Raw genomic sequence first — 24350 nt, 5'->3', positions numbered from 1 at the left:
TCCAAGCTACGCATGCAGCGTCGTCGCGCCATGAATCGGCGCGGCGACGGTCTGATGCAGATCGAAGATCGGCAACTCGTTGTCGCCGTGCCGGAACCATGAAGCAGGACAGTACAAGCGTTGCTGCGGACCAAGGTTCCAGTAGCGACCGAGCAGTTGACCATTGACCCACAGATAGCCCTTGGTCCACCCAGTCATGTCGATATAACTGTCGCCGAGCCGGTTGAGGCGGACAATGGCCTTGAAGAATATTCCCGCGCGCGACGGCGTGTTCACCACCGGCTTCAGCTGACGGATGAAGGCGCCATCCAGCGGCAAGCTGCAGACATCCCAGTTTTCCAGCACCTCTCCGTCGAGGCGAATACTGCCGACGATCCCCTTGCGGTCGGCCATCGCCTGGCCGTAGCCGACGTAGCCAAAACTGTCGACAAGGATGTCGATCAAGGCAGGATTGGCAGCAACACCCGATGGAAGAGCGACCCGATTGCCTTTACGCAGCCGCGGGTGCTCCACGCGCGACACCGCATCGATGTAGATGCCATCGCTGAACACCGTGGCGTAATCGCGCACGCCGTCGATCGTCAGGGCGCCACTGCCGCCATGGATCTCCCGGCGGTACAGCACCAGGCCGTGATCCTGTGCAAACAGCAACTCGTTGGCTTGCGGCGTCCGCACCGCCGTGGCTGGCGGCAGGTTGTCCCATAGTGAGGCGTGCGCCAGCGGCATCACCGGCGCAAAACGGATCGCCGGCTGTGATGCCGGCACGTCCGGCAATGGTCGCTGCGCGTGCGTGGCAAACAGCTTGCGGAAGACGTGATAGTCGGGTGTGGCCTCGCCGCGCTCGTTGATCGGCGCGCCGTAGTCGTAGCTGGTGATCACTGGCTCGAATTGCGAGTAGTCGCCCTTCGCATTGGCGCCAGCGGTGAACCCGAAGTTGGTACCGCCGTGCACGACATACAGATTGAACGAATGCCCCTGCTGCATCAGCCCGCGCAGCGTCGCGGCGTAATCGCCGCGCTGGAAATCCTTGTCACCCCAGTGCGTGAGCCAGCCCGGATAACCCTCGCCCACCCACACCGGCGCATCGCCGGCGATCGACTGCGCCGCGGCGAAATCCGTATCGCCATCCAGGCCCAGCGCCGCACCGGGCAGATAGGTTTGCTGTTGTTTGATCTGCGCGAGGCCATCCGAAATCGTGAACGGACCATGGATGCCATGCGCCTCCCACAGCGCCCGCAACTGCTTCAGATAACCCAGGTCGTGGCCAAACGAGGCGTATTCGTTCTCCACTTGCAGCATCAGCACCGGGCCGCCGTTGCATGCCATCAACGGGGCGATCTGCGACGCAATCGTGCCGATGTAGCGGCGCACGGCCGCCATGTAGTCGATGTCATCCTTGTCCCGCACGCGGATATCCGGCTTGCGCAGCAGGTACGGCGGTAGACCGCCGTAATCCCATTCGCCGCAGATATACGGGCCGGGCCGCAGATAGGCCCACATGCCCTCGCTCTGGCATAGGCGAATGAAGCGAACGAAATCCCGGTTGCCGGTGCGCAAGTCGAATTCACCCGGCTCGCGTTCCAGATGGTTCCACATCAGGTAGATGGAGATCGTGTTGAGGCCCATCGCCTTCGCCATGCGGATGCGATGCAGCCAGTACTCAGCCGGGATCCGCGCCGGATGCATCTCGCCGCTGCGGATCTGCAGTGGCTGGCCGTCGAGCATGAACATCGCGATGGAATTGTCGGGATTGCCGCAGATCCGCGTGATGATGCTGGGCGGCCTGCTGTGGCAGACGTCGTACTCGCTGGTCGGCCCAGATGCCGAACAGGCGCTGGCGAAGCTCTCCGCCGACCGGTTGTTCCTCGGCGTGGACGGACTCGATCCCGAGGTGGGCGTGACCACGCCCGACCCGCTGGAGGCGGCGCTGAATGCACTGATGATCCGCGTCTCGCGCCAGACCATTGCCGTGCTCGACGCCAGCAAGCTGGGCCAGCGCAGCCTGTCGGTGATCACGCCGGTGCAGAACCTCGACATCGTGATCAGCGACAGCAGCGCCCCGGCCGAGACCGTCGAGGCGCTGCGCGCTGCCGGCGTGCAGGTCGTGCTGGTCTGACGTTCTTCCCGCCCGGGCGAGGGTTCAGAACGCCCAGCTGAAGTTTGCCGTGGCCGTCTGCGCCTGGCCGCGTTGGCCGAGGTAGCGGTCGTAGCCGAACTGCATGCCGGCGCGCGGCGTGAGCTGCCAGTCCAGCGTGCCGCCGAGCACGCCACCGTAGCGCGACAGGCCGATGCCGCCCACCGGCGCATACTGGTCGAGACCGCTGAAGCTGGCATCCACCACCTCGCCACGCAGGCCGAACGAGCGCTGCCACAGCGCGTGCGCCTGCAGCGCAAGATGGCTGCCGCCGGCCAGCGTCCAGTCACGGCTGGCGCGCAGGCCCGCGCCGGCCTGCCAGCGGGCAGTGATCTGCGCGGCGGACTTCAGGCCGAAACCGTAGCCGCCCCGCTCGACGAAGCCGTCGCGGCGGATCTGCGCGTACTGCACGTTCACGTACGGCGTGAGTCGGGTGCTGCCGAGGTCGAGGCGATAGCCGCTCTCGCCGTAGGCCACGCCATAGCGGCCGTCGTCGCTGCTCCCCACGTTGCTGGCCTCGCTGCCCAGCAACAGCTGGCGGCGCATCAACTCGCGGTAGCGGCCGAGGCCGAAGCGGCCCATGCCGTACCACGCGCCGCGCACCACACCGCCGTACAGCATGCCTTCCAGCGCGTGGCTGCGGCCCTGGTCCGCGCTCTCGGCCAGCCGTCCCAGGCTTTGGCTCTGGCTCAGCGCGTAGCCGACGAAACCGCTGCCGCCGACGCGCCGGTCCGCGCCGACCAGGGTGCCGCCGAGGTCGTAGCCGATGTCGCCGTAGCCCTGGCGCGACATGTCGCCGTGGTAGCCGAGGTTCTGCGCCCAGCTGCCGGCCTGCGGCGCGTCGATCAGCTGGTCGAAGCGTCCGGACAGCGCGCGCGTGCCGGCGTCGATCGCCTCGAACGTCATCGCCGCGCTGGCCGCATGCAGCTGGCCGGACAGGCTTTCCAGCGAACGGCTCAAGGCAGCGACGCTGGCCGACTGCTGCAGGCTGGCCGCACTTTGGATGAAACCGGCACTGACCGGAGCGGTCGTGCCCGACGGCCCGCTTGGCGCGAGCTGGGTGTCGATCAGCCCGAACGCGCCCTGCACACGCTGCGCGGCGCCGAACGAGGCGGCGTTGTACGCCATCCCCTGCACCGCGGTGACCTGCACCTGCTGCACATTGAGCCAGGCGTTGTTCGCGTCATAGCCGAGCGATGCGGCGAGCAGGACATTGGGGGCCGTGTTCAAGGCGCTGAAGGTGCCGCTCAGGCCGCCGCCGGCGCTGAGCACGTTCGTGTGCGAACTGACCACGTAGCCCGGGTTCGTGCCCGTCACGAACAGGTCGCCGCCGCCCAGGTGGGCCGTGCCGGCGACATTCAGCGCCGAACCCAGCGACACCGCCAGCCGGCCGTTGCCCTGCTGCGTGTAGTTGCCGCCCACCGTGACATTGCTGCCGCCGACGCCGAGCACGCCGGCATTGGTCACGCTGCCGCCGATGGCCTGGGTGCCGCTCACCGTGGCGCCGGCGCTGATGCTGATGCTGGACGCCAGCGATTTCGCGGTCAGCGTGCCGCCCTGCACCTGGGTCAGGCCGGTGTAGCTCGACGGCTGCGTCAGGTTGAGCGTGCCGGCGCCCTGCTTGATCAGGCCGCCGGCACCGGAAATCGGGTTGTTCCAGCTGGAGCTGCCGCTGAAGCTGACCGTGACGTCGCCCCAGTTGAATTGCATGGGCCCGTTGACCGCCCTGCCGACATCCAGCTCGCCGTAACCGAAGGTCGGGTTCGGTTGCGGGCCGCCGAGCGGGTCGGCGGTGCCCAGCAGCGTCTGACGCACCAGGTCGTTGCTGAAATACGGATAGGCCTGCCACACCAGCGCCGCCGCACCCGATACCTGCGGCGCGGCAAACGAGGTGCCCTCCACGATGTAATAGCTTGGGCTGGTGGTGCTGGCGGTGGCGCTCTTGTCCAGCACGATCACGTCGCCCGGCGCGGCCAGGCAGTAGTTCATCGCGACACCGCACTGGTTGGAATAGCCTTCCAGCTGGGTCGGGCTGTTGCTGTTGACCGCAACCGCGACCAGCCAGCCTTTCTCCAGTTCCGGCGCCAGACTGGGCAGCGCCGCGATGTTGCTGGGAGCGGTCTTCGAATCGTTGCCGGCCGCGAACACGACCAGGCCGCCACGCTGCAGCACGAACGGATCGTAGGCGGCGGCGAACGCCTGGTTGATCGAGGCGTTGGTGGTATCCCAGTAGATGCCGCCCCAGGAATTGTTCATCACCTGCACGCCGGCGTTGATCAGGGCGGGATTGAGGGTCTGGGCGAAGAACGTCGCGTCGGCAGCCGTGACCGGATTGCCTTTGCCCGAGCCGTCGTCCTTCGGCGCGACGTCGCTGATGATGCGCGCCGACACCAGGCTGGCACTGGGCGCGATGCCGCCGGGGAACTTCGCGAACGGCTGGCCGGCGGCAATCCCCGCAACCCAGGTGCCGTGGCCGACCACGTCGTCGATCGCCGTGTTGTTGATCGTGGGATCGACGTAGATCAGTTCGTGGGTGACCCGCCCGGCCACCGTGGGATTGCTGCGCATGATGCCGCTGTCGACCACGCCGATGGTCACGCCGGCGCCGGTATAGCCCTGGGCATGCGCGGCGTAGGTGCTGGTGAGCGCGAGCTGGGCGTCCAGCGGCGGCTGGGGGGTCGTGGGCGGGGGCGGGGGCGCCGCGGGCGTGGCCGGGGGCGGCGTGGGCTTGCTGCCGCCGCCACCTCCGCAGGCACTCAGGCCCAGCGCCACGGCCACCAGCCACGCCAGCTCGCGGCGCCGCCAACCCCGATCGAACGTTTTCATCATGCTCCCCACCCCCTCTCCACACTTGTCTCGCCGGCGCGGCCAATGCGCGGCGACCGGTCCCCCTTGTCATCTTGGCACAACGAAATCCCAATGAAACAGCACGCAAGTTGCTACGTGGAAAGGATATTGCCGCGGTTTGCCGAGCCTCGCGGCGGGCTGCGATAATCCGAAGGTTTCCTGCCAGGCGTTCGCGCCCCTCAAGTCTTGCAAGCGGAGTTATCCATGTCGGATGTCAGTGTCGTCATCGTCGGTGCCAAGCGCACCGCCATCGGCTCCTTTCTCGGCCAGTTCACCGGCGTGCCCACCCCGAAGCTCGGTGCCGCCGCGATCCGCGCGGTGCTGGAACAGTCGGGCGTGGCTCCCGCCGACGTCGGCGAGGTGATCATGGGCTGCGTGTTGCCCGCCAACCTGGGCCAGGCGCCGGCGCGTCAGGCCTCGCTCGGCGCCGGGCTGCCGGCCAGCACCGGCTGCACCACGATCAACAAGGTGTGCGGCTCGGGCATGAAGGCGATCATGCTGGGCCATGACCTGATCAAGGCCGGCTCGGCGGCCGTGGTGGTCGCCGGCGGGATGGAGTCGATGACCAATGCGCCGCACATGGTGCAGGCGCGTACCGGTATCCGCTACGGCGACGGCCAGCTGGTCGACCACATGGCCTGGGACGGCCTGACCAACCCGTACGACGGCAAGGCGATGGGCGTGTTCGGCGAACTGTGCGCCGACAAGTACCACTTCACCCGCGAACAGCAGGACGCGTTCGCGATCGAGTCGGTCAAGCGCGCCCAGGCGGCGCAGCAGAACGGCGCCTTCGCCGGCGAGATCGTTCCGGTCACGGTGAGCGGCCGCAAGGGCGACGTGGTGGTCGACACCGACGAGCAGCCCGGCCGCTCCGACATCGCCAAGGTGCCCTCGTTGAAGCCGGCCTTCCGCAAGGAGAACGGCACGATCACCGCGGCCAGTTCGTCCAGCATCTCCGACGGTGCCGCTGCCGTGGTGCTGCTGTCGGCCGACGACGCGGCCAAGCGCGGCCTGAAGCCGCTGGCGCGCATCGTGGCGCACGCCACCCACTCGCAGGAGCCGGAGTGGTTCACCACCGCGCCGGTCAGCGCCATCCAGAAGGTGCTGGACAAGGCCGGCTGGAAGGTCGCCGACGTCGACCTGTTCGAGGTCAACGAGGCGTTCGCGGTAGTGGCGATGGCGCCGATGAAGGAACTCGGCATCCCGCACGACAAGCTCAACGTCAACGGCGGCGCCTGCGCGCTCGGCCACCCGATCGGCGCCAGCGGCGCGCGCCTGGTGGTGACCCTGCTCAACGCCCTGAAGACGCGCGGCCTCAAGCGCGGCGTGGCCTCCCTGTGCATCGGCGGCGGCGAGGCGACGGCGATCGCGGTGGAGCGCATCGACTGATGCGCACGGCGCCGGCATGACCGGCGCATGATATTCAGATGACGGCCGGATAAATCAGTTTTTAATGTGTCCTGAAACGTCGTCATAAAGATGTGGCGCAATTTCCGCGAAAGCGCTATTAATACACGGCCAAACGGCATTCCACGGCAAAGGAGATCCACCATGAAGTTTACGCGTACCCTACTCGCCGCCGCGCTCGTCGCGCTGTTGGCGGCATGCAGCAACGGCGCGCAGGATTCCGCGCAAGACGCACAGAAGTCGGCCGATACCGCCCAGCAGGCTGCCGATACGGCGCAGAAGGCTGCGGCGGCTCCGGCTCCGGCGGCAGCTCCGGCTTCCACCGCTGCCGCTCCGGCTGCGGCTCCGGCCTCCACCGCTCCGGCGGCGGCTCCGGCCTCCACCGCTGCCGCTCCGGCAGCCGCAGTCGACGCAGCCGCCAAGGCCGCCGACGCTGCCAAGGACGCTGCCGGTGCTGCCAAGGACGCCGCCGGTGCTGCCAAGGACGCGGCTGACAAAGCCAAGGACGCCATGAAGGGGCATTGATTCCCTGCTGGCTTCCAGAAAAAACGGCCGCCTCGCGCGGCCGTTTTTTTTCGCCCACATATCGCCGTTTCGTCCGCTGATTTTGGCCGCCGGCCGACGCCCGCTATCATCCGTGGCTCGGCCTTGATGGCAGCCTATCCGTGAGCCCGCATCCATGAGCGTCATTGCATCGCAGATCGATCCGCGTTCCGCCGAATTCCAGGCCGGCAGCCACCAGCTGCGCGCCGTGGTGGACGATCTGCAGCGCGAACTGGCGCGCAGCGCGGAGGGCGGCGGCGCGAAGGCCCGCGAGAAACATGTTGCCCGCGGCAAACTTCTGCCGCGCGAGCGCATCCGTGCCCTGCTCGATCCCGGCTCGCCGTTCCTGGAGCTGTCGCCGCTCGCCGCCCATGGCATGTACGACGGCGCCGCGCCCGCCGCCGGCCTGATCACCGGCATCGGCCGGGTCAACGGCGCCGAGGTGGTGGTGGTTGCCAACGACGCCACGGTCAAGGGCGGCACCTATTTCCCGATCACGGTGAAGAAGCACCTGCGCGCCCAGGAAGTGGCGCTGGAAAACCGCCTGCCCTGCATCTACCTGGTCGACTCCGGGGGTGCTTTCCTGCCGTTGCAGGACGAGGTGTTTCCGGACAAGGAGCATTTCGGCCGCATCTTCTACAACCAGGCACGGATGTCATCGCTCAACATCCCGCAGATCGCGGTGGTGATGGGCTCGTGCACCGCCGGCGGCGCCTACGTGCCCGCAATGAGCGACGAGACCATCATCGTGCGCGAACAGGGCACGATTTTCCTCGGCGGCCCGCCGCTGGTGAAGGCCGCCACCGGCGAGGTGGTGGACGCCGAGACGCTGGGCGGCGCGGACGTGCACACGTCGATCTCCGGCGTGGCCGACCACTACGCCGAGAACGACGCGCACGCGCTGTCGATCGCCCGCGACATCGTGGCCAGCCTCAATCGCCGCAAGGACATGCCGCTGGCGCTGCGCGCGCCGGTCGAGCCGAAGTACCCTGCCGAGGAGCTCTACGGCGTGATCCCGCCGGATACCCGCCGCCCGTTCGACATCCGCGAGGTGATCGCGCGCATCGTCGACGGCTCGGAATTTCACGAATTCAAGGCGCGCTACGGCAAGACCCTGGTCTGCGGCTTCGCGCACATCCACGGCTACCCGGTGGGCATCGTCGCCAACAACGGCATCCTGTTCGCCGAAAGCGCGCTCAAGGGCGCGCACTTCATCGAGCTGTGCAACCAGCGCAACGTGCCGCTGGTGTTCCTGCAGAACATCACCGGCTTCATGGTCGGCAAGAAGTACGAGCAGGCCGGCATCGCCAAAGACGGTGCCAAGATGGTCACCGCGGTGGCCTGCTCGCACGTGCCGAAGTTCACCGTGGTGATCGGCGGCAGTTTCGGCGCCGGCAACTACGCGATGTGCGGCCGTGCCTATGGCGCGCGCTTCCTGTGGATGTGGCCGAACGCGCGCATCAGCGTGATGGGCGGCGAGCAGGCCGCGTCAGTGCTGGCCACGGTGAAGCGCGACGGCATCGAGGCCGCCGGCAAATCATGGAGCGCGGAGGACGAGGAAGCCTTCAAGGCGCCGATCCGCGAGCAGTACGAGCGCCAGGGCCATCCGTACTACGCCAGCGCGCGGCTGTGGGACGACGGCATCATCGACCCGGTGGATACCCGCCGCGTGCTCGGCCTGGCGATCTCCGCCTCGCTCAACGCCCCGATCGAGCCGCAGCGCTACGGCGTGTTCCGCATGTAGTTCAGCGCGCCCTGCCGGTGCCCAGCCGCGCGCCGGCCCACAGCGCCAGCAGGGTCAGCGCGTAGAACACCATCTGCATGCCCGCCGGCTGCGCGTCGTAGCCGACCAGCACGTGCGCGGTCTGCCCCAGCAGCGAGCGGTTGCCGAGCAGCCACGAGCTGTCCCACAGCTGGTTGCCCCACGCCGGCAGCAGGTCGGCCTGGATCAGGTAGCGCGCGGCCGTCGAGGCCAGCCCCGCGGCAAGCAGCACCAGCATGGCGTTGGTGACGCCGAAGAAATGCCGCATCGGGATGCGCAGCAGGCCCGCGTACAGCGCGAAGCCCAACGCCGCGCCGGCCACCACGCCGATCGCCAGGCCCGCCACCAGGTGTTCCGCACCGCCGGCGCGCATGCCGTACAGGAACAGCACCACCTCCGAGCCCTCGCGCAGCACCGCCAGCGCCACCACCGCCAGCAGCAACCCCAGCGAGCTGGCGCCGCTGTGCACCGCACTGCCCAGCTCGCGCATCTGCCGGCTCAGTTCGCGGCCGTGGCTCGACATCCACAGCACGTGCCAGCCGATCATCAGCACCGCGGCCAGCAGCACGGCGGCATTGAACAGTTCCTGCCCGGCGCCGCTGAAGGCCGCAGCCAGCAGGTCGGCCGACAGCGCCACCAGCAGCGCGCCGCAAACCCCCAGCGTGATCCCGCCGCCCACGAACCAGCCGCGCCGCGACACGCCGCGGGTGGCCGCCGCCACCACGCTGACGATCAGCGCCGCCTCCAGCACTTCCCTGAACACCAGCAAGGCCACTGCCCACATACGCCTACTCCACGATCAACACGCCCTGCGCCGTGGGCTGATGGAAATCACCGTAGAAGCGGTAGCGCCCCGGCTTGAACGGACCGATGAACAGGCTGGTCGAACTGTTCGGCATCACGATCTTCTCGGCCGGGAAGTCGTCGCTCTCGAACTCCTCCGGCGAGGAATCCCGGTTGACCAGCTCCAGCTTGACCCGGGTTCCCGCAGGCACGCGCAGCTCGCTGGGCTGGTAGCGATGATCCTTCAGGGTCAAGGTGTAGCTGGGCGCGTCGGTCGCGCTCGCCAGCAACGGCAGCAGCATGGCGAGGGCAAGCAGCAGGTGTTTCATGGGCCGATCCGGTGACTCGTTACTGAATAATAGTCATTCTCATATATGGAAGGCAAGCCGCCCCACTGGCGGCGCATGCCGCCGATCGCCCGGCAACATGCCGCGGGGCCATTCTGGCAGCCGCCGGCCACCCGCCCCATGACCGGGATCAGCGCCGGCGGCCATTGCCGGCCGGCGCCGGGACAGCAGGCTAGTCCTGCGGTTCCTCGCCGCGCAGGCGCACATCGTTCGGCGGCATGCCGGTGCGCTCCGCGCTGGCCTGGCGCTGCGACTCGAAGAAGCGCTGCACCTGCTGGCACACGGCCATGGTGCCCTCGCGCGCGATCGCCGAAACCAGGAACCACGGCCGGGTCCAGCCCAGCTCGGCGACGATCTTTTCCGCCACGGCCTGGCGCTCGTCCCCGGCCAGCATGTCGGCCTTGTTCAGCACCAGCCAGCGCGGGCGCTCCAGCAGTTCCGGGTTGAACTTCTCCAGTTCCTGCTCGATCGCGCGCACCTGGCCGGCCACGTCGGAGCCGTCGATCGGCGCGATGTCGACGATATGCAGCAGCAGGCTGGTGCGCGCCACATGGCGCAGGAACTGGATGCCCAGCCCGGCGCCTTCGGAAGCGCCTTCGATCAAGCCGGGGATGTCGGCGATCACGAAGCTCTGGTCGGTGCCCAGGCTGACCACGCCCAGGTTCGGATGCAGCGTGGTGAACGGGTAGTCGGCCACCCGCGGCGTCGCCGCCGACACCGCGCGGATGAAAGTGGACTTGCCGGCATTGGGGAAACCGAGCAGGCCGACGTCGGCCAGCAGGCGCAGTTCGAGCTTCAGCTCGCGCACCTCGCCCGGCGTGCCCGGCGTGGCCTTGCGCGGCGCGCGGTTCACCGAACTCTTGAAGTGGATGTTGCCCAGTCCGCCCTTGCCGCCCTGCGCCACCAGCATGCGCTGGCCGTGGGCGGTGAGGTCGCCGATCACCTCGTCGGTGTCGACGTTGGTGACCATGGTCCCCACCGGCACCCGGATCGTGGTGTCCTCGCCGCCCTTGCCGTACATCTGGCTGCCCATGCCGTTCTCGCCGCGCTGCGCCTTGAAGCTGCGCTGGTGGCGGAAGTCGATCAAGGTGTTGAGGCCCTCGTCGGCCACCAGCCAGACCGAGCCGCCGAAGCCGCCGTCGCCGCCGTCGGGACCGCCGAACGGGATGAACTTCTCGCGGCGGAAGCTGATGCAGCCATTGCCGCCGTCACCGGCCTGGACACGGATTTGGGCTTCGTCGACGAATTTCATGAGAGGACCGGGAGTGGGGAATGGGGGATCGGGAACAGGAAGAGCGGGCAATCAGGATAGGGTACGGGACTTGCGGAAACCCCGCTTTTTACCATTCCCGGCTCCCCCATTCCCGATTCCCTGCCGCAAACGAAAAGCCCCGCCGAAGCGGGGCCTTCGCTGCCGCACCGCGGAAGGCTTATGCCTGCACGACGCTGACGAAACGGCGGTTCTTGGCACCGCCGACCTTGAACTCGACCTTGCCGTCGACCAGCGCGAACAGCGTGTGGTCACGGCCGAGGCCCACGCCGGTACCCGGATGGAACTGGGTGCCGCGCTGGCGCACGATGATGTTGCCGGCCTCGATGGCCTGGCCACCGTAGACCTTGACGCCGAGGTACTTCGGGTTCGAATCGCGACCGTTGCGGCTGGAACCTACGCCTTTTTTATGTGCCATGACTCAATGCTCCAGTTGCTCAGGCGTTGATGCCCGTGATCTCGATTTCGGTGAAATGCTGCCGATGGCCCTGCTGGCGCTTGTAGTGCTTGCGGCGGCGGAACTTGATGATGCGGATCTTGTCGGCGCGTCCGTGCTTGCGGACGGTGGCGCTGACGGTGGCGCCCGCGACGACCGGCGCACCGACGGTGACCGACTCGCCGGAACCGACCAGCAGCACCTGGTCGAAGCTCACGGTGGCGCCTTCATCGGCGGTCAACAGCTCCACGCGCAGCACGTCGCCCTGCTGCACACGGTACTGCTTGCCACCGGTCTTGATGACTGCATAACTCATGGAAATGCCCTTCTGTCGTTATTCTCTTGGGTGTTTCGCCCCGAACCGGCCGGAACGAACGCAGAAGTATAGCGAGGCCATGGACCGCTGGTCAATTCCTGACCAGCCGGTCAGGACTGGGCTGCAGCCGGCGCCGCGGACTTTGCCGGAACCGGTGCCGCCGACTTGGGCTCGGGCTTGGCTGCCGGCTTGTGATGGTGCACCGGCTTGTGCCGGACGTGCTTCTTCGCCGGCCGGGTCGCGGGTCTGGCCTCGCCCTCGTCAGCCGCCTCCGGCACCGCCGGGCAGCGGCCCTGCGCATCGAGGCTGCCCTTCTTCTGCAGCTCCTGCAACATCGTGCGGGCGCGCTCCTGCCCCCACTGCTGGCCGGCCTGGGTCGCCTCGGCCATGGCCGCCGGCATTTCGGTCAGCACCTTCTGGCCCAGCGGCGAGCGGTAGAACTTGAGCAGCCCGTCGATCTCCTCGCCGCTGAAATGGCGCTGGAACACCGGGACCATGCGCTGCACCACGGCGTTGGTGCCGTCGCCGTCGATGAACCCCTGCCAGTATTCCGCCGGCACGCAGGGAAGCTTCTGCCGCATCTGCGCGGCCATCTGCGTGTTCATCTGGCCGAGGGTCTGTTCCACCCGCATCACCTTGAACAGGTCGCGTACCTGCTGCTCGCTGGGCGCCACGACGGCCGCGGCCGACCCGCAGAAAGCGAGCAACCACAGCAGGGCGCCGATCCGGATCCGGCTACGCATGGGGGGTGATCTCCGACGAAGCGGCCTCGCGGCCGGGGAACCGTGCATTAGGCCATACGTTGCCGCCGATCGGAACTTTCCGGCTGAAGCGGCAATAACTGACCTGCCCAGGTTGGTATAGTGCACGTTCCCCCCCATATCCGGCGTCCATGGACACCATTCGCATCCGCGGCGCGCGCACGCACAACCTCAAGAACATCGACATCGACCTTCCCCGCGACCGGCTGATCGTGATCACCGGCCTGTCCGGCTCGGGCAAATCCTCGCTGGCGTTCGACACCATCTACGCCGAAGGCCAGCGGCGCTACGTGGAATCGCTGTCGTCCTACGCGCGACAGTTCCTGTCGATGATGGAGAAGCCCGACGTCGACCACATCGAGGGCCTGTCGCCGGCGATCTCGATCGAGCAGAAATCCACCTCGCACAACCCGCGCTCCACCGTCGGCACGATCACCGAGGTGTACGACTACCTGCGCCTGCTGTACGCCCGCGTCGGCACGCCGCGCTGCCCCGACCACGGCATTCCGCTGGAGGCGCAGACGGTGAGCCAGATGGTGGACGCCACCCTCGCGCTGGACCCGGAGCGGCGCTACATGCTGCTGGCGCCGGTGGTCCGCGAACGCAAGGGTGAGCACGTGCAGGTGTTCGAGCAGTTGCGTGCGCAGGGCTTCGTGCGCGCACGCGTCGACGGCACCGTGTTCGACCTGGACGCGGTGCCGCCGCTGTCCCTGCGCCAGAAGCACACCATCGAGGTGGTGATCGACCGCTTCCGCCCGCGCGAGGACATCAAGCAGCGCCTGGCCGAGTCGTTCGAGACCGCGCTGCGGCTCGGCGACGGGCTGGTGATCCTGGCCGACATGGATGCCGCGCACGGAAACGCGGGAGCGGCCGCGCCGGAGGCGCCCGAGCAGCTGCTGTCCTCGCGCTACTCCTGCCCGGTGTGCGACTACTCGCTGCCGGAACTGGAACCGCGGCTGTTCTCGTTCAACTCGCCGGTGGGCGCCTGCCCCACCTGCGACGGCCTGGGCGTGACCCAGGTGTTCGACCCGGCGCGCGTGGTCAGCCATCCGGAGCTGTCGCTGGCCAGCGGCGCGGTGCGCGGCTGGGACCGGCGCAACGCGCACTACTTCCAGCTGATCCTGTCGCTGGCGGCGCACTACGGCTTCGACGTGGACGCCCCGTGGAACAAGCTGCCCGCAGCCGTGCAGAAGGCCATCCTGTACGGCAGCGGCAAGGAGCAGATCGCGTTCCGCTACATCACCGAACGCGGCGGCAAGGTCACCCGCGAGCACCCGTTCGAGGGCATCCTGCCGAACCTGGAACGGCGCTACAAGGAAACCGAATCGGTCGCCGTGCGCGAGGAGCTGGCCAAGTACATCAGCGACCAGCCCTGCCCCGCCTGCGAAGGCCAGCGGCTGAACCGCTCGGCGCGCAACGTGTTCGTCGCCGACCACGCGCTGCCCGCGCTCACCCACCGCTCGATCGACGACGCGCTGGCGTTCTTCGACGGGCTGAAACTCACCGGCTGGCGCGGCGAGATCGCGGTGAAGATCGTCAAGGAGATCCGCGAGCGGCTGAGCTTCCTCAACGACGTGGGCCTGAACTATCTCACCCTGGACCGCCAGGCCGACTCGCTCTCCGGCGGCGAGGCGCAGCGCATCCGGCTCGCCTCGCAGATCGGCGCCGGCCTGGTCGGCGTGATGTACGTGCTGGACGAGCCATCGATCGGCCTGCACCAGCGCGACAACGAGCGCCTGCTCGGCACGCTGACCCGCCTGCGCGACCTCGGCAACACGGTGATCGTGGTCGAGCACGACGAGGACGCGATCCGCATGGCCGACCACGTGCTCGACATCGGCCCCGGCGCCGGCGTGCACGGCGGCGAGGTGGTGGCGCAGGGCACCGTGCAGGACATGCTCGACTCGCCGCGCTCGGTCACCGGCCAGTTCCTGTCCGGCGTGCGCGCGATCGAGGTGCCGAAGGAACGCCGCCAGCCGATCGACGACGATTCGTGGCTGCACCTGAAAGGCGCCAGCGGCAACAACCTCAAGCACGTCGACCTGGCGATCCCGGCCGGCCTGTTCACCTGCGTCACCGGCGTCTCCGGCTCGGGCAAGTCGACCCTGGTCAACGACACGCTGTTCCGCCTCGCCGCCGTCGAACTCAACGGCGCCAGCGCGCAGCCGGCGCCGTACGCCGCGGCGGAAGGCCTGCAGCTGTTCGACAAGGTGGTCGACATCGACCAGTCGCCGATCGGCCGCACGCCGCGCTCCAACCCCGCCACCTACACCGGCCTGTTCACCCCGCTGCGCGAGATGTTCGCGCAGGTGCCGGAAGCGCGTTCGCGCGGCTATACCGCGGGCCGCTTCAGCTTCAACGTGCGCGGCGGCCGCTGCGAGGCCTGCGAGGGCGACGGCATGCTGAAGGTGGAGATGCATTTCCTGCCCGACGTCTACGTGCCCTGCGACGTCTGCCACGGCAAGCGCTACAACCGCGAGACGCTGGAGATCCTGTACAAGGGCCACACCATCGCCGACGTGCTCGACATGACGGTGGAGGATGCGCTGAAGCTGTTCGAGAACGTGCCGACCATCGCGCGCAAGCTCGACACCTTGCGTGCAGTGGGTCTCGACTACATCAAGCTCGGCCAGAGCGCGACCACGCTGTCCGGCGGCGAGGCGCAGCGCGTGAAGCTGTCCAAGGAATTGTCCAAGCGCGACACCGGCAACACCCTGTACATCCTCGACGAGCCCACCACCGGCCTGCACTTCCACGACATCGAGCAGCTGCTCGACGTGCTGCACCAGCTGGTCGACCAGGGCAACACCGTGGTGGTGATCGAGCACAACCTCGACGTGATCAAGACCGCCGACTGGATCGTCGACCTCGGCCCCGAGGGCGGCGCCGGCGGCGGCCGCATCCTGGTTTCCGGCACGCCGGAGACGGTGGCGGCCACGCCCGGCTCGCATACCGGCCACTTCCTCGCGCCGCACCTGAAACCGGCCAGGCCCGCCCGGCCGGACGCCGCCAAGCGCGTCAAGGCCGCCACCAAGCACATCGCCTCGGCCGACAAGTACAAGCCGATGCGCGGGAAGAAGAAGAAAACTTCATGAGTCCACGCAAGTCCACCAGGGCGGCCGATGCCGCCAACGCGACCGCGCCGGAAACCGAAAACGGCAAGCCGCTGTACGTCGCCTCGATCGGCGTGCGCTGGCGCGACCTCGACGCGTTCAACCACGTCAACAACTCCAACTACCTCACCTACCTCGAAGAGGCACGGCTGCAGTGGCTGAGCCACGTGCCCGGGCCGTGGTTCGACGACCACGCGATGCCGGTGATGGCCGCCAGCCAGGTCAACTACCGCCGCCCCATCGCCTGGCCCGCGCAGTTGCAGGTGCAGCTGTACTGCGAGCGCGTGGGCAATAGCTCGATGACGATCGCGCACCGCGTGATCGATGCCGAACACCCCGACCGGCCGTACTGCGACGGCCACGTGGTGATGGTGTGGATGGACCCGGCCAGCGGCAAGCCGGTGCCGCTGCCCGAAGCGATCCGCAACGCCGTCGGGTAGCGGTCCATGCGCGCCGCGGCCGCACGCACGTCCTTCACGGTCAGCGCAACCGGCGCCGACCGGATCGAGACGATCGCCGGTGCGCGCCATGCCTGGCGCTTCCGGCCGCATTTCCATGCCGGCGACGAGATCGTGCGGGTGCTGGCTGGGCGGGCGCGGCTGCGCTTTCCCGATGCCTGCCGCGCGGTCGTCGCCGGCGATACCGTCGTGGTGCCGGCAGGCGTGCTCCATCGTTTCGAACCGGTGGACGGCAGCAGCTTGGCCTTCAGCTCGCGCTTCGTGCCGCCCGCCATGAACAACATCGCAACTCCCGGCCCACACGATACGCCGAGGCCGTCGATGTACTCCGCGAACAAGCCACGCACGGTCTCGATGTCGTCCGTCAGGCGGGCAGGTGCGATATCGATGGTCGAGGATGCAGACATGTCCGGTCACCGCGGGAAACGGCCGCATCACGATAGCGAACCCATGCCGCCGGCGCTTGGACAATCCTGACCGGCGGCGCGCGGAACCGGCACGGATGGCGGCATCGCCTGGCACGCGGTGATGCGGTCGGCGCACGGGGTGCACGTGCCGTCGCTATGATGGCGGTCCGGTCCCCACGATGGAATGCGCCTCATGACGACAGCACATCGCCCCGCCCTGGCCCTGGCCCTCGCCTGCATCGCCGCCCTGGCCGGCGCGTCGACGGCCCAGGCCGCCGACACCACGGCACTTAGCCTGTATCGCAGCGACAGCCCCGCGCTGTACGCCGGCAGCGGCGGCAGCGTGGGCGACGGCTACGCGGTGGTGCGCGAACAGCGCCTGCTGGATCTTGCGGCCGGCACGCACGACGTGGTGGTTGGCGACCTGCCGGATTCGCTCGACGCCGAGGCGCTGGCGCTGGGCTTCCCCGACGGCGGAGCGAAGGTGCTCTCGCAACGCCTGCTGCTGGCGCAAGGCGCGAACGCCGCGCTGACCGGCCTGGTCGGGCGCGACGTGGCCGTGCTCGGCGGCAATGGCGAGCCGCTGGCCAGCGGCAGCCTGCTGCGCGCGGGCGACGGCCTGCTGGTGCGCGACGCATCCGGCCGCAGCACCCTGGTCACGCACTATGCCGCGGTCCGCGCCACCGGCGCGGACTTTCCCAGCGGTTCCAGCCTGCGCCTGCGGGTGGACGCCGCCCGCGCCGGCCCGACCCGCGCCGTGCTCAGCTATCCCACCTCCGGCCTCGGCTGGCGCGCCGCCTACGTGGCCACGCTGCAGCCCGGCGCGGGTTGCCGCGTGCAGTTCGAATCGCGCGCCAGCATCGCCAACCGCAGCGGCCGCGACTGGCACGACGCGCAGGTCACCCTGGTCGCCGGCCAGCCGAACATGGCCAGGGCCACGGCGCCGCGGCCGATGGCGTCGATGGCACGCGGCTTCAGCGCCAAGGCCGAAAGCGCCGACCTGCCGCAGCAGGACAGCCTCGGCGACTACCGCAGCTACACCCTGCCCGGCGCGGTCGAACTGTCCGACGGCAGCGTCAGCCAGGTACCGCTGTACGCCAGCCGCACGCTGGACTGCGAACGCACCGCGCTGTACGAGAACGGCAGCATCTTCCAGCCGCCGCGACCGATCCTGGAGCGCGATTACAACCCGGGCGGCGGCAGCGCCATCATCAGCACGTTGAAGTTGAAGGCGTTCGACAGCCTGCCGGCCGGCTACCTGCGCGTGCTCGCCGCCGACCGCCACGGCACGCCGCAGTTCGTCGGCGAGGGCCGCATCGACGACACGCCGAAGGGTGGCGACGCCAGCATCACCCTGGGCACCGTTTTCGACCTGCGCGCAACGCGTGAGCGCACTGCCTTCCACGTCGACAAGGGCGGCCGCACGCTGGACGAGGCGTTCCGCATCAGCCTCGACAACGCCGGCGACAGCGCGCGCACCGTGACCGTGCGCGAGCACCCCGGCCGCTGGCGCCAGTGGACGCTGGTGTCGTCCGGCAGCAAGCCCAGCCGGCAGACGACGGATACGCTGGAGTTCCGCGTCGAGGTGCCGGCCAACGGCAAGGCCGTGCTGGACTATGCGGTGCGCTACAGCTGGACCGCCGACGAACAACCACAGTAATTCCGACCGGAGTTCCCCATGCTCGACCTCACCAACCACGACGACGGCATCCGCGAGATCCAGCTTGCCCGGCCGCCGGTCAACGCGCTGAACCTGGAGCTGCTGCGCGCGCTGCACGCCGCCATCGACGACGCCGTGCACGACGGCATGCGCGGCATCGTGCTGTCCGGCGCGCAGGGGCTGTTCTCGGCCGGCGTCGACGTGCCGGCCCTGATCGGCCGCGACCGCGCCGGCGTGCGCGAATACTGGCGCGAGTTCTTCGCGCTGTGCGCCACCCTGGCGCGGGCGCCGATCCCGCTGGCGGCGGCGATCACCGGCCACAGCCCGGCCGGCGGCGCGGTGCTGGCGCTGTTCTGCGACTACCGGGTGATGGCCGAAGGCCCGTACCGGATCGGCCTCAACGAAGTGCAGGTCGGGCTGATCGTGCCCGAGGCGATCCAGCTGGCGCTGCGCCGCGTGGTCGGCACCTATCGCGCCGAGCGGCTGCTGGTCGCCGGCGCGATGATCGAGTCGTCCGAGGCGCTGGCCTGCGGCTTCGTCGACGAGCTCACCGGCGTCGACCAGGTCGCCACGCGCGCCCTGCACTGGCTGGGCGGGTTGCTGGCCCTGCCGTCGCACGCGATGCTGGCCACCCGCACGCTGGCCCGCGCCGACCTCGCCGCCGCCTACGCCGACCCGGACGCGCTGCCGCTGGACGAGTTCGTCGACGCATTCTTCCATCCCGAGACGCAGGCGGTGCTGCAGCAGTTGGTCGCGCGGCTGAAAGGTAAGAAATGAGCGGACTGTAGGAGCGCACCCTGTACGCGATGGCTCTGATGTCGACTTGAACCAAGAGCATCGCGCACAGGGTGCGCTCCTACACAATCAATCTTTCGCCACGGGCCGCGCCGGGTCGCTGACCCAGCCGCTCCACGACGGCGCGTACAGCCGTGAACCGTGCAGACCGGCGTGTTCCATCGCCAGCAGGTTGTAGCAGGCGGTGACGCCGGAGCCGCACATGTGCACGACCTGGTCGGGCGTCGCGCCGCCCAGCACCGCGGCGAATTCCTCGCGCAGCTGCGCCGGCGGCTTGAAGCGACCATCGACGAGCAGGTTGTCGAGGTACGGCCGGTTGCGCGCACCGGGCACGTGGCCCGCGGCACGGTCCAGCGGCTCGACTTCGCCGCGGTAGCGCACGGCGGCGCGGGCGTCGACCAGCAGCGGCGCCGGCGTGGCGTGCAGCGCCGTGTGGTCGACGATCACCTGCCGCGCGTCGTAGGCCAGCGCCACCTCGGTGGGCACGCGCGGGCGGACCGCGTTTTCCACCGGCTGCCCGGCGGCCTGCCAGGCGGCGAAGCCGCCATCGAGCACGGCCGCTTCGCGTATGCCAGCCAGCCGCAGCAGCCACCACAGCCGCGCCGCCGCCAACGCGCCCGGCCCGGCGTCATAGCTCACCACCTGCCGGCCCGGCACCCAGCCCCAGCGGCCGAGCAAGGCGCCGAACGCCACCGCCGAGGGCAGCGGGTGCCGGCCCAGCCCTTCGGCTACGCGCGACATGTCGGAAAGGTCACGCTCGAGATCGGCGAACACGGCGCCGGGAACATGCCCGGCCAGATAGCTGCGCTCGCCCTGCGTGCGATCGGCCAGGTCGACGCGGCAGTCGACGATGAGCGCCTCGCCCGCCGGCAACGCGGCCAGCGCGGCGACATCGATCAGGGTGGTCTTCAGCGTCATGTCCGTCCCATCCTCTCAAGCAGGTTGTACAGCATGGCGGCGGTGGCGCCCCAGATGCGATGGCCGCCGTGGACGAATTCCACCATCGGCCGGCGATGGCCGCGGAACTCCATCACGTAACGGCGCAGGTTCGCCGGTTCGAGCAGGAACGCCAACGGCACCTCGAACACTTCGGCCACCTCGTCCGGCGCCGGATACAGCCGGGCCTCGGCGGCGATCTGCGCCACCACCGGCGTGATGCAGTAGCCGCTGATCGTCTCGAAGCGGTCGAGGTAGCCCAGCGGCGTCACCAGCTTGCGGTCAAGGCCGATCTCCTCCTCGCTCTCGCGCAGCGCGGTGGCAAGCGCGTCGTCGTCACCCGGTTCGCTGCGCCCGCCGGGAAACGCCACCTGGCCGGCATGCGCCTGCAGGTGGTCGGTGCGCACGGTCAGTACCAGCCGCGGCTGCACGCCTTCGCGAAAACCGACCAGTACCGCGGCGGGCTGGCGCCCGCTGCTGCCGAGCAATTCGGTCATGTCGGCATGGTTCCAGCCCGGGCCGGTCGGCGGCGTCGACAACGGCCGCAGCGCATTGACCACGTCGTCGATCATGGAACCCTGCGCAGCGGCAGGACCTCGCGCATCACCCGCAGCCGCTCGGCGTCGCTCATCGCGCGCCAGCGGCCGATCTCCTCGCCGGTGCGCAGGCAGCCGATGCAGCAGCCGCGCGCGTCCAGCCGGCAGATGCCGATGCAGGGAGTCAGGGGCGGGGTTTCGGTGGGGTTCGGAACGCTCGACATGCCACGCCATGCTACCACCGCGACGCTCAGGGCTTGCCTGCCTCCGGCTTGATCGCGAGCAGCTCGATCTCGAACACCAGCGCCTCGTTCGGACCGATCCGCGGCAGGGCGCCGGTCTCGCCGTAGGCCAGCTGCGGCGGGATCACCACTTTCCAGCGATCGCCCACGTGCATGCGCGGGATCACGTCCTGCCAGCCGCGGATCACCTTGTCGACGCTGAAGCTGACCGGCGCGCCATGCGCCCAGGTGCTGTCGAACTCGGTACCGTCGACCAGCATGCCGCGGTAGTTCACGGTGACGAGGCTGCTGACCGTGGGATTGACCTTGCCGTCGCCCTGGCTCAACACCGCGTACTGGATGCCCGACGGCAGCTGCACCACGCCGGGCTGCTTGCGGTTGCGCGCCATGTACTCGGCGCTCTTGCGCGCGTTGGTGACGGCGATCCGCTTGAACTCGGCCAGCGCCTCGGCGTGCATCTGCTGGTCGAGGCGCTGCAGCTGCAGGTGCATTTCCTGCATCGGGACGCTGGGATGGCGCTTGGCGTACGCATCCTGGATCGCCCGCACCAGCACGGGAATCTCCACGTCCGGCCGGCCATCGGCGAACTGGCTGCCGATCTGGTAGCCGATCGCGTACGACAGCTTGGCCTTGTCGGGCTTCAGCGGCGCAGCTGCCGCCCTGGCGCCGCTCTGCGCATGCGCCGCACCGCCCAGCACCAGCAGCATGCCGAACAGCCCGCCACGCAGATGTGTCATGCCTTTCTCCACCAATGCCTTCCCTATCGCGACCGTCTCGATCCCGCCGGGCCATCCTAAGCGGTTCGCCGGCTTCGTGCAGCGACGGCGTCTCGGCTTGAGAAACCCGGCGGCAACAAAGGTTCCCGCTGCTACCATCGCGGCTTCGCATCCATCGGGAGCCGCTCATGGCCTATCGCAACCTGGAAATCGGCAATCGCGGCGCGGTGCGCACGATCGTCGTCAACCGCCCCGACAAGCTCAACGCGCTCAACCGCGACACCCTCAACGAGCTGACCATCGCCTTCGCCCAGGCCGCGCAGGATGATGCCGTGCGCGTGGTGGTGCTGGCCGGCGCCGGCGAGAAGGCCTTCGTGGCCGGCGCCGACATCGCCGAGATGAACGGCTACACGCCGGCGCAGGCGCAGGGCTTCTCGCGCGCCGGCCAGCGCCTGATGACGTCGATCGAGCGGCTGGGCAAGCCGGTGATCGCGCGCATCCAGGGCTTCGCGCTGGGCGGCGGCATGGAGCTGGCGATGGCCTGCCACCTGCGCGTGGCCAGCGAGAAGGCGAGGTTCGGCCAGCCGGAAATCAACCTCGGCCTGATCCCCGGCTTCGGCGGCACCCAGCGCTTGCTGCGCCTGGCCGGCCGCGGCGCCGCGCTGGAGCTGTGCCTGACCGGCACGCCGATCGGCGCGGCGCGTGCGTACGAGCTGGGCATCGTCAACCGCGTGGTGGCGCCCGAAGCGCTCGACGAGGCGGTGAACGCGCTGGCCGACCAGCTCGCCGCCGCCGCGCCGCTGGCCGCCGCCGGCATCCTCGACGCGGTGCTGCAAGGCGGCGAGACCGGCCTCGACCAAGGCCTGGAATTCGAGACGCAGGGTTTCGCGCTGGCGTTCTCCACCGAGGACATGCGCGAAGGCACCACGGCATTCCTGGAGAAGCGCAAGGCGGTGTTCAAGGGCGCCTGACCGCGTAGGAGCCCGCTGGCGGGCGATGCTCTTCGGCATGTCGGAAGGCATCGCCCGCCAGCGGGCTCCTACGTGCTACTCGTTGTCGGGCCCGCGGAACTTCATTTCGCCCGCGGTCACCGGCAGTTTCAGGCGGTTTTCCGGCGGCGCCAGCGGACAGACCACGTGCGGGGTGATCGCGCACGGCGGGTTCTCGGCCAGGTTGAAGTCAAGCAGCACCTTGCCGTCCTTCGGCGCCGCGGCGTACAGGAAGCGCGCGCCGCCGTAGGTCAGCTTGCCGGCCGTGCGGTCGCTGAACACGAAGAACAGCCGGCCGTCCTCGTCGATCGGCAACAGTTCGTAGGTATGGCCGCCCCGCCGGAACACCGCCTTGCCGACGACCGGCGTATCGCTCTCGGTGCCGGTGACGTAGGCGATCTTCAGCGCGTGCGGTTGCGCGAACGGCACCCAGTCCGCCTCGATCCGCCACGAGGGATCGATCGGGAAATAGTCGAAGCCGGGGAAATGCGTGCGCAGCGGCGCAGCGTTGTCCTTCACCCGCAGGCCGCGTTGCGCGCCGTTCTCGATCACGTACAGGTAGCTGCTGCCGAAACCCACCCGGGTCGGCGGCCGACTGCCTTCGTGGCCCTGGGCGTGCAGCACGTTGACAGAGGCCGCCGGCCGGCCGTCGACGGTGATGCCGCGGGTGTCGGGCAGCCGCAGGCTGACCTGCCCGTCCGTCGCCAGCTCCAGGGTGCCCAGGTACGCGGGCGCATCGGGGACGGTGAAGCGGTTGTCGGCGGCGCTGCCCACGCTGTTCGCGCCGGGCAGCAGCCAGCCCGATGCGGTGAGCGCGAGATAGCCATCCGCCTGCCTCAGCTGCTCGACGCGCTCGATGCGCGCCTGTTCCACCGAGGTGGCGTAGTCCTCCGGCGCGGCGGCCGCGACAGAAAACGCGGCCAGCAGGCCCAGCGCGGCGAGCGCGCCCCACTCAGCGATGCGAGCCACGATAGTTCTTCTCGCCGGCGGTGACGCGCAAGTCCAGCCGGTTCTCCGGCGGCGCCAGCGGGCAGGTGGCGAACGGGGTGAATGCGCACGGCGGGTTGTAGGCCTTGTTGAAGTCCAGCACCACCTTGCCGTCCTGCGGCGGGTCGACGTACAGGAAGCGCGCGGCACCGTAGGTTTCCTTGCCGCTGGTGCGGTCGGCGAACACGACGAAGTACTGCGCATCGCCCGGCACCTCGATCACCGGCAGGACCTCGAAGCGCTTGCCGTCGCGGGTGAATTCCAGCTTGCCCGGCACCGGGTACTTGTCGATGGTGCCGATCACCGTGCCCATCTCCAGCGTCTCGCCCGGCTGCGCCGGCACCCAGCTCGCCTCGATCCGCCACGACGGGTCGACCGGGAACGCGTCGATGCCGAGGAAATGCTTGCGCGTCGGCGCTTCCGCATCCTTTACCCGCAGCCCCTTGCGGCCGTCGCGGTCGATCACGTAGAAGCTCGCGCTGCCGAAGGCCACCCTGGTCGGCGCGGCACCGGCGGCGGCGTGCGCGTCGTCCACCAGCGCCGCTTCGGCGATGGCCTTGCCGTCGATGGTGGCGCCGCTGTCCTTGTCCAACGTGATGTGCAGGCCGCCGTCGGCGGCAAGCGTCACCGTGCCCAGGTGCGCAGGACCGGCGCCCAGCACGATGTCGTTGTCGGCCGCGCTGCCGATGCGGTTCGCACCCGGCTGCAGCCACTCCAGGCCGATCAGGCTGAGCCAGCCGTCCGCCGCGGTGAGCCGCTCGAGCCGGCCGGCACGCCACTGCTCCACACTTTGCCTGTAGTTGTCGAGGTTGGCGGCTTGCACGGTAGCGACTCCCAAAATGGCGGCGACGACAAACAGGCTGGTACGTATCATCGATATCTCCAGCAGAACTTTCCGAAGGCGC

22 protein-coding genes and 1 pseudogene are annotated in these 24350 nt (G+C 69.0%); 10 read left to right on the top strand and 13 right to left on the bottom strand.

Features of this window, described 5'->3' with window-relative positions:
- Positions 1-6: 6 nt before the first annotated feature.
- Entirely contained in the window at positions 7-1731 is a 1725-nt protein-coding gene (locus RHOFW104R8_RS01470; RefSeq protein WP_068095663.1) for a beta-galactosidase, read from the bottom strand.
- Here RHOFW104R8_RS01470 and RHOFW104R8_RS01465 point away from each other — a divergent pair.
- The gene (locus RHOFW104R8_RS01465) at positions 1724-2116 is read left to right on the top strand and encodes a DeoR/GlpR family DNA-binding transcription regulator (RefSeq protein WP_235604217.1); all 393 of its coding nucleotides are present in this window, start codon (positions 1724-1726) and stop codon (positions 2114-2116) included. The two genes, RHOFW104R8_RS01470 and RHOFW104R8_RS01465, sit on opposite strands and share 8 nt — an antisense overlap.
- Positions 2117-2140: 24 nt before the next feature.
- Here the strand turns inward: RHOFW104R8_RS01465 and RHOFW104R8_RS01460 are convergent, their stop codons facing one another.
- A complete protein-coding gene (locus RHOFW104R8_RS01460; RefSeq protein WP_068095681.1) occupies positions 2141-4960 on the bottom strand; it encodes a S8 family serine peptidase in 2820 nt (939 codons plus the stop codon).
- A 225-nt stretch (positions 4961-5185) separates the two neighbouring features.
- On the opposite strand from RHOFW104R8_RS01460, the gene RHOFW104R8_RS01455 reads away from it, so the two are divergent.
- The 3 genes from RHOFW104R8_RS01455 (at position 5186) to RHOFW104R8_RS01445 (ending at position 8675) form a co-directional block, all read left to right on the top strand.
- Positions 5186-6370: an acetyl-CoA C-acyltransferase gene (locus RHOFW104R8_RS01455; RefSeq protein ID WP_068095667.1), complete on the top strand. Its 1185-nt coding sequence runs from the start codon at positions 5186-5188 to the stop codon at positions 6368-6370.
- A gap of 162 nt (positions 6371-6532) precedes the next feature.
- Positions 6533-6913: a hypothetical protein gene (locus RHOFW104R8_RS01450; protein ID WP_068095668.1), complete on the top strand. Its 381-nt coding sequence runs from the start codon at positions 6533-6535 to the stop codon at positions 6911-6913.
- Between the two features lie 154 nt (positions 6914-7067).
- Positions 7068-8675, top strand: a complete 1608-nt coding sequence (locus RHOFW104R8_RS01445) for a carboxyl transferase domain-containing protein (RefSeq protein WP_068095669.1) — start codon at positions 7068-7070, stop codon at positions 8673-8675.
- A 1-nt stretch (position 8676) separates the two neighbouring features.
- On the opposite strand, the gene RHOFW104R8_RS01440 is transcribed toward RHOFW104R8_RS01445, so the two are convergent.
- The 6 genes from RHOFW104R8_RS01440 to RHOFW104R8_RS01415 all read right to left on the bottom strand — a co-directional run bounded on the left by RHOFW104R8_RS01440 (position 8677) and on the right by RHOFW104R8_RS01415 (position 12588).
- Positions 8677-9477: an FTR1 family protein gene (locus tag RHOFW104R8_RS01440; RefSeq protein WP_068095671.1), complete on the bottom strand. Its 801-nt coding sequence runs from the start codon at positions 9475-9477 to the stop codon at positions 8677-8679.
- Positions 9478-9481: 4 nt separating this feature from the next.
- Positions 9482-9805: a cupredoxin domain-containing protein gene (locus RHOFW104R8_RS01435; RefSeq protein WP_068095672.1), complete on the bottom strand. Its 324-nt coding sequence runs from the start codon at positions 9803-9805 to the stop codon at positions 9482-9484.
- Positions 9806-9995: 190 nt separating this feature from the next.
- The gene (cgtA, locus tag RHOFW104R8_RS01430; RefSeq protein ID WP_068095673.1) at positions 9996-11075 is read right to left on the bottom strand and encodes an Obg family GTPase CgtA; all 1080 of its coding nucleotides are present in this window, start codon (positions 11073-11075) and stop codon (positions 9996-9998) included.
- Positions 11076-11253: 178 nt separating this feature from the next.
- Entirely contained in the window at positions 11254-11511 is a 258-nt protein-coding gene (gene rpmA, locus RHOFW104R8_RS01425; RefSeq protein WP_068095676.1) for a 50S ribosomal protein L27, read from the bottom strand.
- Between the two features lie 19 nt (positions 11512-11530).
- Positions 11531-11845, bottom strand: a complete 315-nt coding sequence (gene rplU / locus RHOFW104R8_RS01420) for a 50S ribosomal protein L21 (RefSeq protein ID WP_068095677.1) — start codon at positions 11843-11845, stop codon at positions 11531-11533.
- A gap of 110 nt (positions 11846-11955) precedes the next feature.
- Positions 11956-12588, bottom strand: coding sequence for a DUF2059 domain-containing protein (locus RHOFW104R8_RS01415; protein ID WP_068095678.1), 633 nt, complete (start codon positions 12586-12588; stop codon positions 11956-11958).
- 149 nt (positions 12589-12737) lie between these two features.
- Between RHOFW104R8_RS01415 and uvrA the strand changes: the two genes are divergently transcribed.
- The 5 genes from uvrA (at position 12738) to RHOFW104R8_RS01390 (ending at position 19021) form a co-directional block, all read left to right on the top strand.
- On the top strand, positions 12738-15701 hold the full coding sequence (gene uvrA / locus RHOFW104R8_RS01410; RefSeq protein WP_068098589.1) for an excinuclease ABC subunit UvrA: 2964 nt from the start codon (positions 12738-12740) through the stop codon (positions 15699-15701).
- Positions 15698-16159 carry a thioesterase family protein gene (locus tag RHOFW104R8_RS01405; protein WP_082823478.1) on the top strand — a complete coding sequence of 154 codons (462 nt, stop codon included), beginning with the start codon at positions 15698-15700 and terminating at the stop codon, positions 16157-16159. Before uvrA ends, RHOFW104R8_RS01405 begins: the two co-directional genes overlap by 4 nt.
- 6 nt (positions 16160-16165) lie before the next feature.
- Positions 16166-16654: a cupin domain-containing protein gene (locus RHOFW104R8_RS01400; protein ID WP_068096673.1), complete on the top strand. Its 489-nt coding sequence runs from the start codon at positions 16166-16168 to the stop codon at positions 16652-16654.
- A gap of 123 nt (positions 16655-16777) precedes the next feature.
- Positions 16778-18244: a DUF4139 domain-containing protein gene (locus RHOFW104R8_RS01395; RefSeq protein ID WP_068096818.1), complete on the top strand. Its 1467-nt coding sequence runs from the start codon at positions 16778-16780 to the stop codon at positions 18242-18244.
- An 18-nt stretch (positions 18245-18262) separates the two neighbouring features.
- A complete protein-coding gene (locus RHOFW104R8_RS01390) occupies positions 18263-19021 on the top strand; it encodes an enoyl-CoA hydratase/isomerase family protein (protein WP_068096675.1) in 759 nt (252 codons plus the stop codon).
- 87 nt (positions 19022-19108) lie between these two features.
- Here RHOFW104R8_RS01390 and RHOFW104R8_RS01385 read toward each other — a convergent pair whose 3' ends face one another.
- The 3 genes and pseudogenes from RHOFW104R8_RS01385 to RHOFW104R8_RS01370 all read right to left on the bottom strand — a co-directional run bounded on the left by RHOFW104R8_RS01385 (position 19109) and on the right by RHOFW104R8_RS01370 (position 21490).
- A complete protein-coding gene (locus RHOFW104R8_RS01385; RefSeq protein ID WP_068096677.1) occupies positions 19109-19957 on the bottom strand; it encodes a sulfurtransferase in 849 nt (282 codons plus the stop codon).
- Positions 19954-20735: pseudogene (locus tag RHOFW104R8_RS01380) on the bottom strand (DUF1289 domain-containing protein). The gene RHOFW104R8_RS01385 and the pseudogene RHOFW104R8_RS01380 overlap by 4 nt, the downstream one beginning before the upstream one ends.
- A 26-nt stretch (positions 20736-20761) precedes the next feature.
- Positions 20762-21490 (bottom strand): FKBP-type peptidyl-prolyl cis-trans isomerase, encoded by a 729-nt coding sequence (locus tag RHOFW104R8_RS01370; RefSeq protein ID WP_068096821.1) that lies wholly within the window; start codon positions 21488-21490, stop codon positions 20762-20764.
- Positions 21491-21657: 167 nt separating this feature from the next.
- On the opposite strand from RHOFW104R8_RS01370, the gene RHOFW104R8_RS01365 reads away from it, so the two are divergent.
- The gene (locus tag RHOFW104R8_RS01365; protein WP_068096684.1) at positions 21658-22440 is read left to right on the top strand and encodes an enoyl-CoA hydratase/isomerase family protein; all 783 of its coding nucleotides are present in this window, start codon (positions 21658-21660) and stop codon (positions 22438-22440) included.
- A gap of 75 nt (positions 22441-22515) precedes the next feature.
- Here the strand turns inward: RHOFW104R8_RS01365 and RHOFW104R8_RS01360 are convergent, their stop codons facing one another.
- Both RHOFW104R8_RS01360 and RHOFW104R8_RS01355 read right to left on the bottom strand, forming a co-directional pair.
- Positions 22516-23427 carry a DUF1684 domain-containing protein gene (locus RHOFW104R8_RS01360; RefSeq protein ID WP_068096687.1) on the bottom strand — a complete coding sequence of 304 codons (912 nt, stop codon included), beginning with the start codon at positions 23425-23427 and terminating at the stop codon, positions 22516-22518.
- Positions 23411-24319 (bottom strand): DUF1684 domain-containing protein, encoded by a 909-nt coding sequence (locus tag RHOFW104R8_RS01355; RefSeq protein WP_068096689.1) that lies wholly within the window; start codon positions 24317-24319, stop codon positions 23411-23413. Before RHOFW104R8_RS01355 ends, RHOFW104R8_RS01360 begins: the two co-directional genes overlap by 17 nt.
- Between the last annotated feature and the right edge of the window lie 31 nt (positions 24320-24350).

Origin of the sequence: Rhodanobacter sp. FW104-R8, from assembly GCF_001617365.1 — a bacterium.
Lineage (GTDB): Bacteria > Pseudomonadota > Gammaproteobacteria > Xanthomonadales > Rhodanobacteraceae > Rhodanobacter.
Note: the sequence above shows the minus strand (reverse complement) of the source record. Positions and strands in the feature narration are given on the sequence as shown.

Coding starts and splice junctions, on each gene's coding strand:
- RHOFW104R8_RS01465 (WP_235604217.1), top strand. CDS start 1,724: ATGAACATCGCGATGGAATTGTCGGGATTGCCGCAGATCCGCGTGATG.
- RHOFW104R8_RS01470 (WP_068095663.1), bottom strand. CDS start 1,731: ATGTTCATGCTCGACGGCCAGCCACTGCAGATCCGCAGCGGCGAGATG.
- RHOFW104R8_RS01460 (WP_068095681.1), bottom strand. CDS start 4,960: ATGAAAACGTTCGATCGGGGTTGGCGGCGCCGCGAGCTGGCGTGGCTG.
- RHOFW104R8_RS01455 (WP_068095667.1), top strand. CDS start 5,186: ATGTCGGATGTCAGTGTCGTCATCGTCGGTGCCAAGCGCACCGCCATC.
- RHOFW104R8_RS01450 (WP_068095668.1), top strand. CDS start 6,533: ATGAAGTTTACGCGTACCCTACTCGCCGCCGCGCTCGTCGCGCTGTTG.
- RHOFW104R8_RS01445 (WP_068095669.1), top strand. CDS start 7,068: ATGAGCGTCATTGCATCGCAGATCGATCCGCGTTCCGCCGAATTCCAG.
- RHOFW104R8_RS01440 (WP_068095671.1), bottom strand. CDS start 9,477: ATGTGGGCAGTGGCCTTGCTGGTGTTCAGGGAAGTGCTGGAGGCGGCG.
- RHOFW104R8_RS01435 (WP_068095672.1), bottom strand. CDS start 9,805: ATGAAACACCTGCTGCTTGCCCTCGCCATGCTGCTGCCGTTGCTGGCG.
- cgtA (WP_068095673.1), bottom strand. CDS start 11,075: ATGAAATTCGTCGACGAAGCCCAAATCCGTGTCCAGGCCGGTGACGGC.
- rpmA (WP_068095676.1), bottom strand. CDS start 11,511: ATGGCACATAAAAAAGGCGTAGGTTCCAGCCGCAACGGTCGCGATTCG.
- rplU (WP_068095677.1), bottom strand. CDS start 11,845: ATGAGTTATGCAGTCATCAAGACCGGTGGCAAGCAGTACCGTGTGCAG.
- RHOFW104R8_RS01415 (WP_068095678.1), bottom strand. CDS start 12,588: ATGCGTAGCCGGATCCGGATCGGCGCCCTGCTGTGGTTGCTCGCTTTC.
- uvrA (WP_068098589.1), top strand. CDS start 12,738: ATGGACACCATTCGCATCCGCGGCGCGCGCACGCACAACCTCAAGAAC.
- RHOFW104R8_RS01405 (WP_082823478.1), top strand. CDS start 15,698: ATGAGTCCACGCAAGTCCACCAGGGCGGCCGATGCCGCCAACGCGACC.
- RHOFW104R8_RS01400 (WP_068096673.1), top strand. CDS start 16,166: ATGCGCGCCGCGGCCGCACGCACGTCCTTCACGGTCAGCGCAACCGGC.
- RHOFW104R8_RS01395 (WP_068096818.1), top strand. CDS start 16,778: ATGACGACAGCACATCGCCCCGCCCTGGCCCTGGCCCTCGCCTGCATC.
- RHOFW104R8_RS01390 (WP_068096675.1), top strand. CDS start 18,263: ATGCTCGACCTCACCAACCACGACGACGGCATCCGCGAGATCCAGCTT.
- RHOFW104R8_RS01385 (WP_068096677.1), bottom strand. CDS start 19,957: ATGACGCTGAAGACCACCCTGATCGATGTCGCCGCGCTGGCCGCGTTG.
- RHOFW104R8_RS01370 (WP_068096821.1), bottom strand. CDS start 21,490: ATGACACATCTGCGTGGCGGGCTGTTCGGCATGCTGCTGGTGCTGGGC.
- RHOFW104R8_RS01365 (WP_068096684.1), top strand. CDS start 21,658: ATGGCCTATCGCAACCTGGAAATCGGCAATCGCGGCGCGGTGCGCACG.
- RHOFW104R8_RS01355 (WP_068096689.1), bottom strand. CDS start 24,319: ATGATACGTACCAGCCTGTTTGTCGTCGCCGCCATTTTGGGAGTCGCT.